The following is a 15,414-nucleotide window of genomic DNA, read 5'->3' as shown; positions in this document are numbered from 1 at the left end:
GTTTCAGCAAGAAACTGTTAAGAAACCTTTCAACTTATCGATATTATAGTGCACCTTTGTTTATTTTATAAACAGTTTTTTAGGTAAAAATGGCTTTTCGCCCACCGGTTTTTTTAATTCTGACTAAAACCACTTTAATTTCAATACGATTCTAGCTGGTCAGATGTTTGCAGATTGGCGTAATTAATGCGCATAAGCAGTAGCGTTTATATGTTAGCGAGGCATATTTGCAAAACACCATTCTGAATGTATTTTCTTTTTCATATTCATTTTATTTATATTCAAAACAGCCGGTTGTACCTTGTGGTTAAGACTGTAAGAATGCAGAAAACCCCAAACGCAGTGAACGAGGATTTCATGACTAAGCTTTCTACTTTTTTGCCCCCTGAAAGAACCTTAATGGGGCCCGGCCCATCCGATGTGCCGCCGAGAATTTTAAACGCCATGGCACGCCCGACGCTTGGCCATTTAGATCCTTTATTCATCGGATTAATGGATGAAACGAAAAAACTGCTCCAATATGCATTTCAAACACAGAATCCGCTAACGATGCCGGTATCTGCCCCAGGCTCTGCAGGAATGGAGGCGTGCTTCGTTAATTTGATTGAACCAGGCGATAAGGTGTTGGTGTGTATTAATGGCGTATTTGGCAACCGAATGGTTGAAAACGTCGAGCGCTGCGGCGGTAAGGCTATTGTTATCAAAGACGAATGGGGGACCCAAACCGATTTAAATAAAGTTGAAGATGCGCTTAAAGCCCAGCCTGATATTAAGATACTGGCGTTTGTTCACGCGGAAACCTCAACCGGCGTTAGAAACGAAGCCAAGACGCTTTGTGAGCTTGCTGCAAAGCATGATTGTTTGACCATAGTAGATGCGGTAACGTCACTTGGCGGCATCGAACTTAAGGTGGATGAGTGGGGCATAGATGCGGTGTATTCGGGCTCACAAAAATGTTTAAGCTGTGTTCCTGGCATCTCGCCTGTTTCGTTTAGCGAACGCGCTGTAAAGGTTATCCAAAATCGCAGTACAAAGGTACAAAGTTGGTTTTTAGATATGAATTTAATTGTGGGGTATTGGGGGGCAGGCAACAAGCGTGCGTATCACCATACAGCGCCGGTTAACAGCATGTATGCTATGTACGAGTCGCTATTGATGCTCAAAGAAGAGGGATTAGAAAACGCTTGGCAGCGGCATCAAACAGGTCACAACGAATTAGCTAAAGGTTTAGCATCGCTGGGGCTAAGCCTAGCTGTAGACGAAAATTATCGCTTGCCGCAATTAAATGTAGTGCGCATACCTAAGGGCGTAGATGACGGTGAAATTAGGCAGCGCCTATTGAGCGAGTTTAATTTAGAAATTGGCGCTGGCTTGGGCGATTTTGCAGGCAAAGTTTGGCGTATAGGCTTAATGGGTTACGCCTGTAAGCCCCGAAATATAGACCACTGTATTGCTGCGCTAAAAAAAGTACTAAATTAAATCATAGGCGCAACTCGCTTGCGTACAACGTGTATTTGTAGGGGAGGGCAACGGACCACCTTCCCCTTATATTTAGTCATTTCACCATGCAAATGTGTATTCCCCCCCTCTCTAGGCTATTATCAAACCTATTAACGTGTTCACCTGCTGTTCAGCATTGCGGGTTTATGGTTGAAATTCAATTACAAAGGAGTACGTATGAAATTATCTCGCTATGTTTTAGGTGTTATTGCCTCCAGTTTTTTGGCTTTTTGTCATGTCTCTCAGGCACAGACTCAGGAACCCCTTATTCATGTGCAAGGGTCAGGTGCAACCTCTATTACACCTAACGCTTACACAGTCACCCTTGTAATGGAAGCGCACGGCGAAAACGTGGCACCACTAAATCAAATCTTAAGCGCAGAAATGCGTTCCGTTATTAGCTTCTTATTAAAGCAAGACATAAAACAAAGTAACATTCAATCGATGCAAGTAAGGCTAAACCCGCGCTATACCAATACACCACAGGGCAGGCAGCAAGATGGCTTTACATTAAGCCGTGAAATTGTAGTTACAGATACCGACATTGAAAACTATGACAGAGTGTTGGATGGCGTACTAAAGCGCGGTGTCGATAGAATTCAACAATTTAATTTTGTTAGCGCTGGCGAAAATAACGCCTATCAAACGGCGTTAATAGCAGCGGTAGCCGATGCGAAAGCGCGTGCAACCTTATTAGCCAAGGAATTAGGGGTAGAAGTGGGTGAAGTGGTTGCAATCTCTGAATCTGGTGGCAATATGCCCGTTCCGGTTATGCGTGCAGATGCCTTCGCGAAAGAATCGGTGACTTCCTTACCGGGTCAAAAAACCGTTGAGGCGCGCATAAATGTAAGTTTTCGTATTATTCAATAGCAGGGTAACCGCTTGAAAAAAGAACACTACGCCCAGTTAGTTAACCAAGCTCAAAGCTTGGTTTCTGGCGAGCACGACCTTATTGCCAATATGGCAAATATTAGTGCACTGTTATATAACCAGCTTGATGATGTAAATTGGGCTGGTTTTTATTTTTATAAAGAATCGCAGCTTGTGCTTGGTCCATTCCAAGGACAGCCAGCGTGCATCCGTATCCCTATGGGGAAGGGGGTGTGTGGAACCGCAGCGCAAACCCGCACTGTACAAAGAATTGATGATGTTCACGGGTTTGATGGTCACATAGCCTGTGACGCTGCTTCAAACTCTGAAATCGTCATTCCCTTGGTTATTAATGATACGCTCGTTGGCGTACTCGACATTGATAGCCCTCGCTTCGCCCGATTTGATGAGGAAGATGAGTCGGGACTTTGTAAAATTGCTGATATACTTATTCAATCTCAACAGTCGTTATGAAATACAGCGTTGATATTCATGTAGTACTATCTACCTATGAAGACATGAATGACTTTCATGATGACCCTGATGAAGCGTCAGAACGTCTGAATTTCATTCTTCATGCAATGTATGATAGAGCAGAAGATGATATTGAGACCTTGCGTCTTGAGCAATTGTTGCACCACGTATGGGAATCTTGGCAACAAGATAGCCATTTGTTAGAAATTGATGATGACGAATTACTCGATTGGGTTGACCACACGCTGGCAACTTGGGATGATGACAGTAATGATGAAATCTCGTAGATAATTTAGAAAGTTTAATGGAATCACCACAGAAGTTTACCAATAGTAAGGAAGTTATCGCTTTCCTTGCAGAAACCTTTCCGAAATGTTTTAGCACTGAAGGTGAGGCTCGCCCACTTAAGATCGGCATTTTTCAAGATTTAGCAGAACGGTTAGACAAAGAGGAGCGAGTCAGTAAGACCTTGTTACGCTCAACCCTTCGTCATTACACCAACAGCTGGCGTTACCTTTACAGCATTAAAGAAGGCGCACATCGCGTAAATCTTGATGGTGAAGAAGGTGAAGCGATTGAAAAAGATCACGCTGAACATGCACAAAAACAGCTAGAAGAAAGCAAGGCGAAGGCAGCTGAAAAGCGTAAAGCAAAGCAGGCCCAACAACCTCGCGCTAAAGAAAAAAGACAATTTTCACGTCCAAAAGGTGAAAAATCTGCAACTTTAGGCTCTACTGATAACAAGCAGGGAACTAAACCGAAAAATAGCAGACCAAACAAGACACCACCCGCAAAACTGACTGATGATGATTTGCAGCAGGGTACAAAAGTGACGGTTAAGCTAGGCAAAACTCCCATGCCAGCCGTTATTACTGAAGTTGCCAAAGACGGTATCCATGTTCAGTTAGACACCGGCATGGTAGTTAAAGTAAATACAGATGCTTTACGTTTGGCACGTTCCAAGAGGTCGTAAATATGAAAGATATCCTTCGAATTTCTATTGCTAGTGCATTCCTTACCGTAGGGGTAGGCGCAGGCGCGGTAACTACCACGCCCGATGTTGATGAACTACCTATTTTGCAACAGGAAACGCAGCATAGCGTTGCTGCTAAGCGAGTAAGCGCACTGTTTACCCGTGCACACTACAAAGAAATATCGTTGGATGATGCGCTTTCAGCACGAATTTATCAAAAGTTCGTCGATTCATTGGATCACAACAAGCAAGTGCTTTTATTGTCAGATGTTGTTGCGTTTGAAAAATACCGCACGGCATTTGACGATGCATTAAACAAAGGCAACCTGTCTATCGCCTATGACATGTATAACGTCTCCGCAAAACGTAGAGTTGAGCGTTATGAGTATGCCTTATCCTTGTTAGAACAGGGGCCCTTTGATTTTGAGAAAGCTGACGACAAATTCTATTACGATCGCGAAGAGGCTGACTGGCCTAAAAGCAAACAAGAGTTAGATGAAATTTGGCGCCAACGGGTTAAGTACGATGCGTTAAACCTTATTCTTGCGGACAAAACGTGGGAAGAAGCCAAAGAGTTGTTAGAAAAACGCTATAAGCGTGCCATTAAGCGCACTAAACAAGCGAAAAGCGAGGATGTTTTCCAAACTGCGATGAACGCCTTTGCGCGAACTGTAGAAGCCCATACTAGCTATTTATCACCTAGAAATGCCGATCGTTTCCAAATGGAAATGAACTTGTCATTCGAAGGTATTGGTGCAGTGTTACAAAGCGAAGAAGACTACACGGTCATTAAAAGTGTTGTCCCTGGCGGCCCCGCTGATCAATCGGGTGCGCTAAAACCAGAAGATAAAATTATCGGCGTTGCCCAAGACGATGACGAATTTGTTGATGTGGTAGGGTGGCGATTAGATGAAGTAGTTGAACTTATTAAAGGCCCTAAAGGCAGTACCGTTCGCTTACAGGTTCAAAAAGGCGTAACCGAAGGTAAAACTACGTCTGTTGTTAGCCTTACCCGTGACAAAATTAAGTTAGAAGATCGCGCTGCCAGTTCTGAGGTGTATGTTCCTGATACAGGCCCTCACGCTAATGAGCCTTTAGGCGTAATTACCATTCCTAGCTTTTATAACAATTTACACGCTGATGTAGCAAAAGAGATTGAAAAGCTTAAGGCGCAAAATGTAAAAGGCGTTATTGTCGATTTACGTGGTAACGGCGGGGGCTCTTTAACAGAAGCCACCTTGCTAACGGGCTTATTTATAGAAAAAGGGCCAGTGGTTCAAATTCGTTATGGCCAAGATAAAGTTAGTGTAAACCGTGATACTGATGGCGCCGTGGCTTACGACGGCCCGCTAACGGTATTAGTAGATAGGTATAGTGCGTCAGCATCAGAGATTTTTGCCGCTGCGATGCAAGATTATAACCGTGCACTTATTGTCGGTGAACAAACCTTCGGTAAAGGCACAGTGCAGCAACATCGTGGACTCGGTAAAATCTATGACCTCTACGACAATCCTTTAGGTAGCGTACAGTTCACCATAGCTAAGTTCTACCGCATCAATGGTGGCAGTACTCAGCATAAAGGTGTAGTGCCAGATATCTTATACCCATCAGCTGTCGACCCTGAAGAGTGGGGTGAGAGCAAAGCAGAAAATGCCTTGCCTTGGGATAGTATTAAGCGCGCAAACTACACAACCTTCGCTGATGGCCAAGGGGCGTTAGATGTTCTTACTGCAAAGCATAATAAACGCATTATGCAGAGCCCAGAATTCTCATATATCTATGAAGATATTGACGAGTATAAAGAAAACAAAGACAAGAACTTTATTTCTCTTGTTAAGTCTGAGCGAGAAGCTGATAAAGAAGAAGCGGAAGCAAAAGCACTTGCGCGTGCCAACGAACGTTTACAGCGTTTAGGCTTAGAAACAGTTGCATCACTGGATGACTTACCTGAAGATATGGACGAGTTAGATCCCTTCTTAGATGAAGCGGCGAACATTACGTTCGATATGATTGAAACCGGCAGGTATGCAATAACAACAAATTAAAGATTGTCGTAGAAAGGGCTGGTCCATGGCCAGCCCTTTTTTTGTGTCTGGCAATCCTATACAACAATAATAAAGGGAAACATCATGGCTATTAGAGGCGAATTTTCCTCTCGAATAGGGTTTGTATTGGCCGCGGCAGGGTCAGCAGTAGGGCTAGGTAATATATGGGGGTTTCCCACAAAAGTAGCAAGTAACGGCGGTGCCGCTTTTGTGCTGGTATACTTGTTACTGGCATTCGTATTAGCTTACCCAGTATTAATGGCAGAATTAATTATTGGTCGCAGCACACGCGCAAACATGGTCGACGCTCTGGGCAAAATTTCCGGAAACTTTGTAGGCCGGGCCACAGGGATTTGGGGGTGCGTCACCGTATCTCTTATTCTTGCATTCTATGCCATTGTCGGCGGATGGATGCTCGTTTACGTGGTTGATGCGTTGGCGCGTTTGTTAGGTTTAACTGCCGCTAGCGACTGGCTACTTACCGACTCGGTTACGCGTAACGTATTATTTTGTTTGTTTTTCATGGCCTTAACTGCTTTTATTGTGGTCGGCGGCGTAAAAGCTGGTATTGAAAAATGGTCGGTTCGGTTAATGCCAACACTGGTCCTTCTTATTATTGCGTTAATTATATATGTTAGTTTTCAGCCCGGCGCTATAGAGGGTTGGAGCGCATACCTTGTGCCTGATTTTTCTCGCGTACTCGACCCAGACTTACTGATTAACGCTATGGGACAGGCGTTCTTTTCTATGTCCCTTGGGGTAGGTACTATGCTTGTATATGGTTCTTATCTTAGTAAGCAAGAAAACCTTCCCACCATAGGCGCATCAGTAGCGTTAGTAGATATTGGCGTTGCTGTTATTGCCGGCATGCTGATTATTCCTTCTATGTATGTTGCGTTAAATAATGGTGTGGAAATTTTCACCCCAGAGGGTGCGCTCATTCAAGGGGATAGTCTTATATTTAAAGTGTTGCCCGCACTATTTGATACCATTGGTAGCGTAGGTATATTCGTTGCTTTCGTGTTCTTTGCACTTATGGCAATTGCAGCGGTAACCTCATCTATTTCAATGTTAGAAGTTCCCGTGGCTTATATGGTGGAGAGCAGAGGCCTTATCCGTAAAAAAGCGGTTGTGGTAATGGCTACCATCATCTTTGCCCTTAGTTGTATTATCATTTTTAACTTCGGTACGCTTTTTGGCTTTGTTATTGCCCTAACTACCGAATATAGCCAACCTCTATTAGGTTTAACATTGTGTATTTTCGCTGGTTGGGTATGGCGTAGAGATGCCATCTTAGCTGAGCTCAAAGAGGGCGATGCCCACGCTGACCAAACGCTTTTCTGGAAAATTTGGCCTTGGTATGTGCGCTTTGTTTGTCCAGTTATTATCGCGTTAATGTTTTATCGCTCAGTTTTTTAATGTAGGTAGTAAGAAATAATAATGTCAAAACAATTAAAATCACCTTCACTACTGGACGCCCTCATCCCCCTTATCGCTTTGATATTGATGATGGGTGGGGCTGTTTACTTATTTCAAGACGACTCGTCATACGGGCCTAACCAAATTGCCTTGCTACTCGCCATGGGAATGGCCGCGGTAATTGGTATGAAAAATGGTTACAGCTGGAAAACCATTGAAAAAGGCATTGTAGACGGGATTTCAATGTCGTTGGGCGCCTGCCTTATTTTGCTTGCGGTGGGCTCTCTTATTGGCACATGGATGCTTGCCGGTACCGTTCCCACGCTTATCTATTTTGGTTTAGAACTACTTAACCCTTCTTTCTTTTATGCAGCAACGTGCCTCATTTGTGCTGTAGTAGCCATGAGTATTGGCAGTTCGTGGACCACCGCCGCTACGGTAGGTGTTGCCCTTATGGGCGTCGCTGCGGGTATGGAAATGTCAGCGGCCATTACTGCTGGGGCGGTGATATCAGGCGCTTACTTTGGGGATAAGATTTCTCCGTTATCAGAAACCACCAACTTAGCTCCCGCTGTGGCAGGCACCGATTTGTTCGAACACATCAAATACATGATGTGGACCACTATTCCTAGTTTTATTATTGCCTTGGTATTATTTGTGATACTGGGCTTTAGTGAAGTAGGGGATGCAAAAGCTGAGCGTATTGAACAAATGCAAACATTGCTTAACGCGTCCTTTAATTTAAGTTGGTATCTGCTCGTGCCTCTTGTGGTATTGCTAACTCTAGCTGTTAAGAAAGTACCAGCCTTTCCAGCCGTGTCCATTGGGGCGTTACTGGGCGGCATTTGGGCCGTGCTTTTTCAATGGGATGTTGTGTCGTCTATGGCGAGCAGTGACGACTCAGCGGGAATTGGTGCATTAAAGGTAGTGTGGACGGCATTATTTGATGGCGTTAGTTTTTCAACACCAGATGAAAACTTAAACAGTTTATTATCACGTGGTGGTATGTCATCAATGCTAAATACAATTTGGCTTATTATTTGCGCAATGTCATTTGGCGCAGTACTAGAACGAGTAGGGCTATTAAAGCGTGCTGTTTCTACGATACTGTTAGGGGCAAAGTCTGCAGGCGATATGGTCAGTCGAACCATACTCACTTGTTTTGGCACAAACTTGGTGACTGCCGATCAGTATATGTCTATTGTCATGCCAGGACGTATGTACAAAGAAGAGTTTAAAAAGCGCGGCCTCAATCAGTTAAATCTGTCCCGCAGCCTTGAAGATGGCGGCACGTTAACGTCTCCGCTGATTCCGTGGAATACATGTGGTGCTTATATGCATAGCGTATTGCTGGTGAATCCGTTCGACTATGTGTTTTATGCGTTTTTCAATGTGATCAATCCAATACTGGCCATCATATATGCTTACTTAGGAATTAAAATCCTTCGCCTTACACCACCTAACGTAGAGCGAACTGAAGCAGAAGCCAATCAGTAACCTTGTCGCTTAGACGTTCTTTAAAGAGGTTCTATGTCACTACAAGCTAAAAAAAGGGCGGATTACCAACCGCCCGCTTTTCTTATTTCTACCGTAAAGCTTACGGTTAAACTTCATCCTACTGCCACGCGTGTAGTCAGCATTCTAAGCATCACGCGTCAAGGTGAGCACAGTGCACCTTTAGTGCTAGATGGAAACAAATTAACCCTTATTGCGCTTAAACTTAATGGTGAAGCGCATACTGATTATGAAGAGAGTGAAAACACCTTAACGGTGAATACACAACGCGACAGTTTCGAGTTGTATATTGAGACGGAAATTGACCCACAAAACAATAAAGCGTTAGAAGGGCTTTATTTATCAGGCGGCGCTTATTGTACTCAATGTGAAGCTGAAGGCTTTCGCCGTATTACCTACTTCTTAGATAGACCTGATGTGCTTTCGGTGTATACCGTAACGGTAATTGGGGACTCTCGCTTTCCCATGCTGTTGTCCAATGGAAACCCTATCGATAAAGGGGAGAATGCTGACGGCACGCATTATGTAACATGGCACGATCCGCATCCTAAACCTTGCTACCTGTTTGCCTTGGTGGCGGGAGATTTCGATTTACTTTGTGATACCTTTATTACTGCTAGTGGTAAACAAGTGGCTTTAGAGCTCTATGTGGATAAGGGTAAAAAAGACCAAGGTCATTTCGCACTGGCGTCACTAAAACGCGCAATGAAGTGGGATGAAGAAGTATTTGGCCTCGAATACGATTTAGACATTTACATGATTGTGGCTGTCGACTTTTTCAACATGGGCGCCATGGAGAACAAAGGGCTAAATATATTTAACAGCAAATTTGTATTGGCTGAACAAGCATCGGCCACAGACGAAGATTTCTTTAATGTTGAAGCTGTTATTGCCCATGAATATTTTCACAATTGGACAGGTAATCGCGTCACCTGTCGTGACTGGTTCCAATTAAGCTTAAAAGAAGGCCTCACGGTATTTAGAGATCAACAGTTTAGTGCTGATATGACCTCTGCCCTAAGCAACAGAATTAAACATGTTAGGGTTATGCGAGAACATCAGTTTGCGGAAGATGCCAGCGCAATGAGTCATCCTATACGCCCTGAAGAAGTTATTGAAATGAATAACTTTTATACGGTAACCGTATACGATAAAGGCGCTGAAGTTATTCGCATGTTTCATACTTTGCTTGGGCCTGAGAAATTTAGGCAAGGAATGGATGAATATTTCCGCCGCCATGACGGCCAAGCCGTTACCTGTGACGACTTTATTGCTGCTATGCAGTCGGCAACCGAAACTGACCTTAGCCATTTCGCGCGCTGGTATAGTCAGTCTGGTACGCCGCAAATACGTCTTGCCCATAATTTTGATAAAGAACAAGGCGTACATAACTTTACGTTATCGCAGTACACAAAGCCCACCGCGGATCAGAAAGAAAAGACAGCACTGTATATTCCTGTGGCCATAGAAATAATTGACCATACTGGTAAGCAGTATCAAGACGAGCAAGGATTAATTAAAGATGGACTGCTTATCTTAGATAAACCTGAGATAACATTCACTGTATCTAGCCACACTGAACAATTAACTCCTGTGTTGTTAGGCAATTTTTCTGCGCCATCGAAGGTAGAAAATCCGCTCGACATTAAGGGGCTTTTAACCATATTTACCCATGCCCATGATGCTTTTAACCGGTGGGATGCAATGCAGTCGCTATATGACCGTTGTATCGAGACACTTTATCAAGACACAACTGCTGAGATATCGCCTGCTATCTGGTCGTCCCTTAGTCAAGCGATTGAAAGTGAAAAGAATAATCTTGAGCTTCTCGGCGAGTGTCTTGTTATTCCATCCTTTGAAACACTCTGTCAAAGTAGGGAAAATATTGAGGTTGCGAGGCTAATCAATGCGCGTAACCAATTTTGTGATGCATTTGCGGCTAATCTAAATAGTGTATTACTTAATATTTTTAAGGGCATAGACGGGGGTACATATGTGTACAATCAAGACGCAGTTATTAGTCGGCGCTGTAAAAATGTGATCTTGGCGCTCCTAGCGCGCAGTGCTGAAAACGTAAGCTTGGTTGAGACCCAGTTTAAGCATGCCGATAATATGACCGATTCACTTGGTGCGCTACGTGCGTCTCAACACACCTGTGTGTTTGAACAACTGATGGCGAAATTCGAACAACAGTGGGCCCACGATCCTCTTGTACTAGACAAATGGTTCGCACTACACGCCACGCAACCCAACGATAATATTCTCGCTACCATTACAATGTTAAGCGAGCATCCACAATTTAGTATGGGTAATCCAAACAGAGTTCGCTCCCTTATAGGTAGCTTCGCATTTTACAATAGTGAGAAGTTTCATGCGCTTGATGGCAGTGGTTATAAGTTTGTCACTGACTATCTTCTTAAACTCGATGCCATCAACCCGCAAGTGGCGGCCCGTATCGTTACCCCGTTAACACAATGGCAACGCTTTAGTGAAACACACCAGTCTGCAATGAAACAGCAACTGGCGCGTTTACTAAATCATTCTGGGTTAAGTAAAGACTTATTTGAAAAAGTGAGTAAAAGTCTCGCCTATGACAGTGCCTCGTCGTAATAGTACGCAGTATTACTATTTCTCTATAAACGCGTCTTACATTGAATGTGAGACGCTTTATTCTCCTCATCACAGCGACGTTGTGATGACGGCTGAAAACGGATTAAAAATCCAAGTGCCCGCCGTTAGGCTTCGTCCATTCGTAACCCCCGAAGGTCTCAGCGGGCGTTTCCGTATGACAGTAGATCAAAACAACAAAATCTTAGCCTTCGAACGTCTGCGCTAGCCCCTTTCAAACAGGCGTTTAGCAACAAAAAACTACGACAACTATCATCAGCGCTAATTATACAAACGTAACACAATTAAGATTTGTGTTTATTTTTTAATCGCCCCAATAAGCGCCTTTTATACTCCCCACAAAACAATAACTATTTGATACCACTAATGTTGTAAATTTTGTTAACTGGTACGATTACTTCTTGCGGTTCTGGTAAAATGATGTAATCATTTTGTTAATCGGTATGGTTGATCACGATGTCACGCAACCTTCAGCGTCGACTTGGGAGTATAAAAATATGATAAACAGGCCTAGCGCTTTTAAAATGTCACCAGTTGCAGTAGGCGTACTCACGCTTCTAGGGGTAGCAACGCTTCCTGCTAATGCGGCAAATTGGCAAGTGGGTGATGCAAACATTTCTTTGGACTCTACTTTTACGTTAGCAACAAGCATTCGTACTGAAAGTAGAGATTACAGCTTAATTGGTAACAGCAACCATGCGCAGTTCGATTGGTCTGGTTATCACGCCGCATTCAATCCTATCTACACCAGCAATGATGTTTGGTCGCAAGCAAATGGTGCTTATTCCACCAACGGTGACTTAGGTAACCTTAATCATGATCCAGGTGATGCATTTGCCACCCAAGTATCAGGGACCCACGAGTTAGATATTAACTTTGGCGATTATGGCTTCTTTGCCCGGGGCTTTTGGTTTTACGATTTCGAACAAATGGATGGCGACCGTCCATATTCTAATTCAATCACCGGCAACCAATACGATCTTTGCCAAGACCCTGAAGCAGAAGATTTACTATGTACCGATATTCGTTTATACGATGCCTTTTTCTATGGCGATTGGTGGATAGGCGACAAACCCTTTACGCTGCGTGTGGGACGTCAGGTTATCAGCTGGGGTGAAAGTACCTTTATTCAACACGGTATCAATACCACCAATCCGGTGGATGTTACCCGGGCCCGCGCTCCCGGCGCAGAACTTAAAGAAGTATTTTTACCTGTAGGCATGGTATATGCCTCGCTCGGTTTAACTAATAATGTCAGTATCTCTGGTTACTACCAGTACGAGTGGGAGCGCAGCTGGCTTCCCGTTTCTGGCAGCTATTTTGCCGGTAATGACTTTGCTGGCGAGGGTGGTCAACGCCAAAATGTTCAGCTTGGTTTTAGTGGTAACCCAGATATTGATTTAGACCATTTATTGACAGTGCTAAACCAGTACGGCGATATGCTGAACGGCGGTGCTAGCGAAACAGATTTGCTCGGCGCGTATGCGTTATATGGTACAAAGGTTGCAATACGTGGCTATTCTGATGCCGCACATCACGATGCTGACGATCAGGGACAATACGGTTTACGTTTAACGTGGTTTGCTGAAAACTTAAATGAAACGGAGTTCAGTTTCTACCATATTAACTATCACAGTCAGCGCCCACTTATATCAGGTAAAACCTCAGACTTTAGCGCTGAAGGTATTTTCTCAGACTTAGCTTATTTGAAAGAAAATACGATCACCAAAGATAACATCACCGATTTAGGCGTATTTACCCAATCGGAGTTCTACTATCCTGAAGACATCAAGCTTTACGGTATGAGCTTTAACACGAATATTGGCACTACTGCGTTTGCGGGTGAATTTGCCTATCGTGTAGACGAACCGCTACAAATTGATGATGTAGAGCTGCTGTACATGGGTATGCCTGAACAGCTTGCTAATTCTGATATTGCTGCGCTAAGACGCGACGATTTAGCGGGTATTTCACAGCTCAACAATATTGGTCGTTCTGTAGGCCCTGGCGAAACCGCTGAAGGCTATTTAATGTCAGATACATGGCAAATGCAGTTCACCGCCTCGCATGTTTTTGGGCCTAAATTTGGTACCGATAACTTTGTATTATTAGGGGAACTAGGCTATGTCAATATTGTTGATATGCCCGACCCTGATGTTATTCGCTTGAATGCACCTGGCACCTCGCGTACACCATCGTTAGAACCAACAGCAGATGGCAACAGCCGAGACGGCCTCCTTGTAGGCTTGTCTGATGGGCCTGAAACCAACCCATTTGCCACGGATGATGCATGGGGTTATCGCCTACTTGCAGTAGCCGACTGGAATGACGTTATGGCGGGTATTAATTTACGCGCTCGTGCAACGTTTTCTCACGACGTAGATGGAACCACACCGGATCCTCTATACCTTTTCACCGAAGATGTTAAGTCAGCGGCCGTATCTTTGACGTTTGATTACTTAAGCAAATGGTCAGCAACCGCTTCTTATAGTGCGTTTTGGGGCGGCATTGGCACAACGAATGCGCTTTCAGATCGTGACTTCATATCGTTTAACATCAAGTACGCAATTTAAAGAGTGGTATTTATGATTAGAAAATTAGGCATTATCGCAACAGCAATGACGTTAGCGCTTAGCGGCACTCACGCATTAGCCAAGATATCAGACGAGCAAGCCAACAAACTGGGCAATGAACTTACCCCGTTAGGTGCTGAAAAAGCCGCTAACGCTGATGGAAGCATTCCTGCGTGGACGGGAGGTATTACTAAAGCGCCAGAAGGGTATTCTGTGGGCGACCATCACCCAGATCCTTACCCAGAAGATAAGGTGTTGTTTGAAATAACCGCACAAAACTATAAAGAATATGCTGACTACCTGTCAGAAGGGCAGATCAAGCTGTTTGAAGCGTACCCAGAAACTTTCCGTATGCCGGTTTACCCAACCCGTCGTTCTGCTTCAAACCCTGAAGAAATTTACGAAGCGACAAGGGTTAATGCCACCCGCGCTGAACTGCTCGATGGGGGCAATGGTATTAAAGGTGCTGTGCTAGGTATTCCATTTCCTATTCCACAAAACGGCCTAGAAGCTATTTGGAACCATATCCTTCGCTATCGCGGTGAAGCCGTAGAACGTAACGGTGGCCAAGCTGCGGTGACGACATCGGGCGACTACAATGTTATCGGCTTCGATGAACAGCTTATGATTAAGTATGCTGAAGAGGGTATGACGCCGGAACAACTTAGCGAAGACAATGTTTTGTTTATGTTCAAACAGAAGGTTACCAAGCCGGCGCGATTGGCAGGTACCGCACTGCTAGTACATGAAACAGTCGATCAGGTAAAGGAACCTCGTAAAGCGTGGACATACAACACAGGTCAACGCCGGGTACGTCTTGCGCCAAACATTGCTTATGACACGCCAGGAACAGCAGCCGATGGTCTTCGTACTACCGATGATTTCGATATGTTTAACGGTTCACCAAACCGTTATAACTGGAAGTTGTTAGGTAAAAAAGAAATGTACGTGGCTTATAACAACTATCAACTACACTCAGACAATGTAAGCTATGAAGATATACTTACACCAAATCATGTAAACCCTGATTTGACGCGCTGGGAAAAACACCGCGTATGGGTAGTAGAAGCCACGCTGAAAGAAGGCTTCCGCCACATATATCAAAAACGCGTATTCTTTATTGACGAAGATAGCTGGCAAATTCAGGTTGCTGATATGTATGATAATCGTGGTGAGCTTTACCGTGTAGGCGTTGCTTATGGCGTTAACTACTACGAAGTTCCTACCCAATGGTCTACATTGGATGCGTATCATGATTTGAATTCTCGTCGTTACCTGGCCATTGGCTTGGATAATGAAGAGTCGATGTATGATTTCTCTGTACGTCCAAGAGACGTTGAATTTACACCTCAAGCGCTACGACGAGAGGGTATGCGTTAATCATCGTACACAATGAACGGTTGGCGATGCCAACCGT

The 15,414-nt window shown here is 44.2% G+C and carries 12 protein-coding genes; all 12 read left to right on the top strand.

Translation table 11 applies throughout. From position 1 onward, the window contains the following. Positions 1-357 precede the first annotated feature (357 nt). The 12 genes from GTH32_RS08840 (at position 358) to GTH32_RS08785 (ending at position 15,377) form a co-directional block, all read left to right on the top strand. Complete coding sequence (locus tag GTH32_RS08840; protein ID WP_246223193.1) at positions 358-1,479, top strand: pyridoxal-phosphate-dependent aminotransferase family protein; 1,122 nt, start codon at positions 358-360, stop codon at positions 1,477-1,479. Between the two features lie 198 nt (positions 1,480-1,677). Further along, positions 1,678-2,370, top strand: a complete 693-nt coding sequence (locus GTH32_RS08835) for an SIMPL domain-containing protein (protein WP_163084870.1) — start codon at positions 1,678-1,680, stop codon at positions 2,368-2,370. Between the two features lie 12 nt (positions 2,371-2,382). Further along, on the top strand, positions 2,383-2,844 hold the full coding sequence (locus GTH32_RS08830) for a GAF domain-containing protein (RefSeq protein WP_163084869.1): 462 nt from the start codon (positions 2,383-2,385) through the stop codon (positions 2,842-2,844). Next, complete coding sequence (locus GTH32_RS08825) at positions 2,841-3,131, top strand: hypothetical protein (protein ID WP_163084868.1); 291 nt, start codon at positions 2,841-2,843, stop codon at positions 3,129-3,131. The genes GTH32_RS08830 and GTH32_RS08825 overlap by 4 nt, the downstream gene beginning before the upstream one ends. A gap of 17 nt (positions 3,132-3,148) precedes the next feature. After that, the gene (proQ, locus tag GTH32_RS08820; protein ID WP_163084867.1) at positions 3,149-3,817 is read left to right on the top strand and encodes an RNA chaperone ProQ; all 669 of its coding nucleotides are present in this window, start codon (positions 3,149-3,151) and stop codon (positions 3,815-3,817) included. A gap of 2 nt (positions 3,818-3,819) precedes the next feature. Next, positions 3,820-5,862: a carboxy terminal-processing peptidase gene (gene prc / locus GTH32_RS08815; RefSeq protein ID WP_163084866.1), complete on the top strand. Its 2,043-nt coding sequence runs from the start codon at positions 3,820-3,822 to the stop codon at positions 5,860-5,862. 84 nt (positions 5,863-5,946) lie between these two features. Then, the gene (locus GTH32_RS08810; protein WP_163084865.1) at positions 5,947-7,281 is read left to right on the top strand and encodes a sodium-dependent transporter; all 1,335 of its coding nucleotides are present in this window, start codon (positions 5,947-5,949) and stop codon (positions 7,279-7,281) included. 21 nt (positions 7,282-7,302) lie between these two features. After that, the gene (gene nhaC / locus GTH32_RS08805) at positions 7,303-8,778 is read left to right on the top strand and encodes a Na+/H+ antiporter NhaC (RefSeq protein ID WP_163084864.1); all 1,476 of its coding nucleotides are present in this window, start codon (positions 7,303-7,305) and stop codon (positions 8,776-8,778) included. Positions 8,779-8,811: 33 nt separating this feature from the next. Then, the gene (gene pepN, locus GTH32_RS08800) at positions 8,812-11,406 is read left to right on the top strand and encodes an aminopeptidase N (RefSeq protein WP_163084863.1); all 2,595 of its coding nucleotides are present in this window, start codon (positions 8,812-8,814) and stop codon (positions 11,404-11,406) included. Then, positions 11,387-11,632: a DUF2835 family protein gene (locus GTH32_RS08795; RefSeq protein WP_163084862.1), complete on the top strand. Its 246-nt coding sequence runs from the start codon at positions 11,387-11,389 to the stop codon at positions 11,630-11,632. Before pepN ends, GTH32_RS08795 begins: the two co-directional genes overlap by 20 nt. Positions 11,633-11,921: 289 nt before the next feature. Further along, positions 11,922-13,997 (top strand): DUF1302 domain-containing protein, encoded by a 2,076-nt coding sequence (locus tag GTH32_RS08790; RefSeq protein ID WP_163084861.1) that lies wholly within the window; start codon positions 11,922-11,924, stop codon positions 13,995-13,997. 12 nt (positions 13,998-14,009) lie between these two features. After that, complete coding sequence (locus GTH32_RS08785) at positions 14,010-15,377, top strand: DUF1329 domain-containing protein (protein WP_163084860.1); 1,368 nt, start codon at positions 14,010-14,012, stop codon at positions 15,375-15,377. Positions 15,378-15,414: the final 37 nt, after the last annotated feature.

This window comes from Alteromonas profundi (assembly GCF_010500865.1).
Classification (GTDB): domain Bacteria; phylum Pseudomonadota; class Gammaproteobacteria; order Enterobacterales; family Alteromonadaceae; genus Alteromonas; species Alteromonas profundi.
Note: the sequence above shows the minus strand (reverse complement) of the source record. Positions and strands in the feature narration are given on the sequence as shown.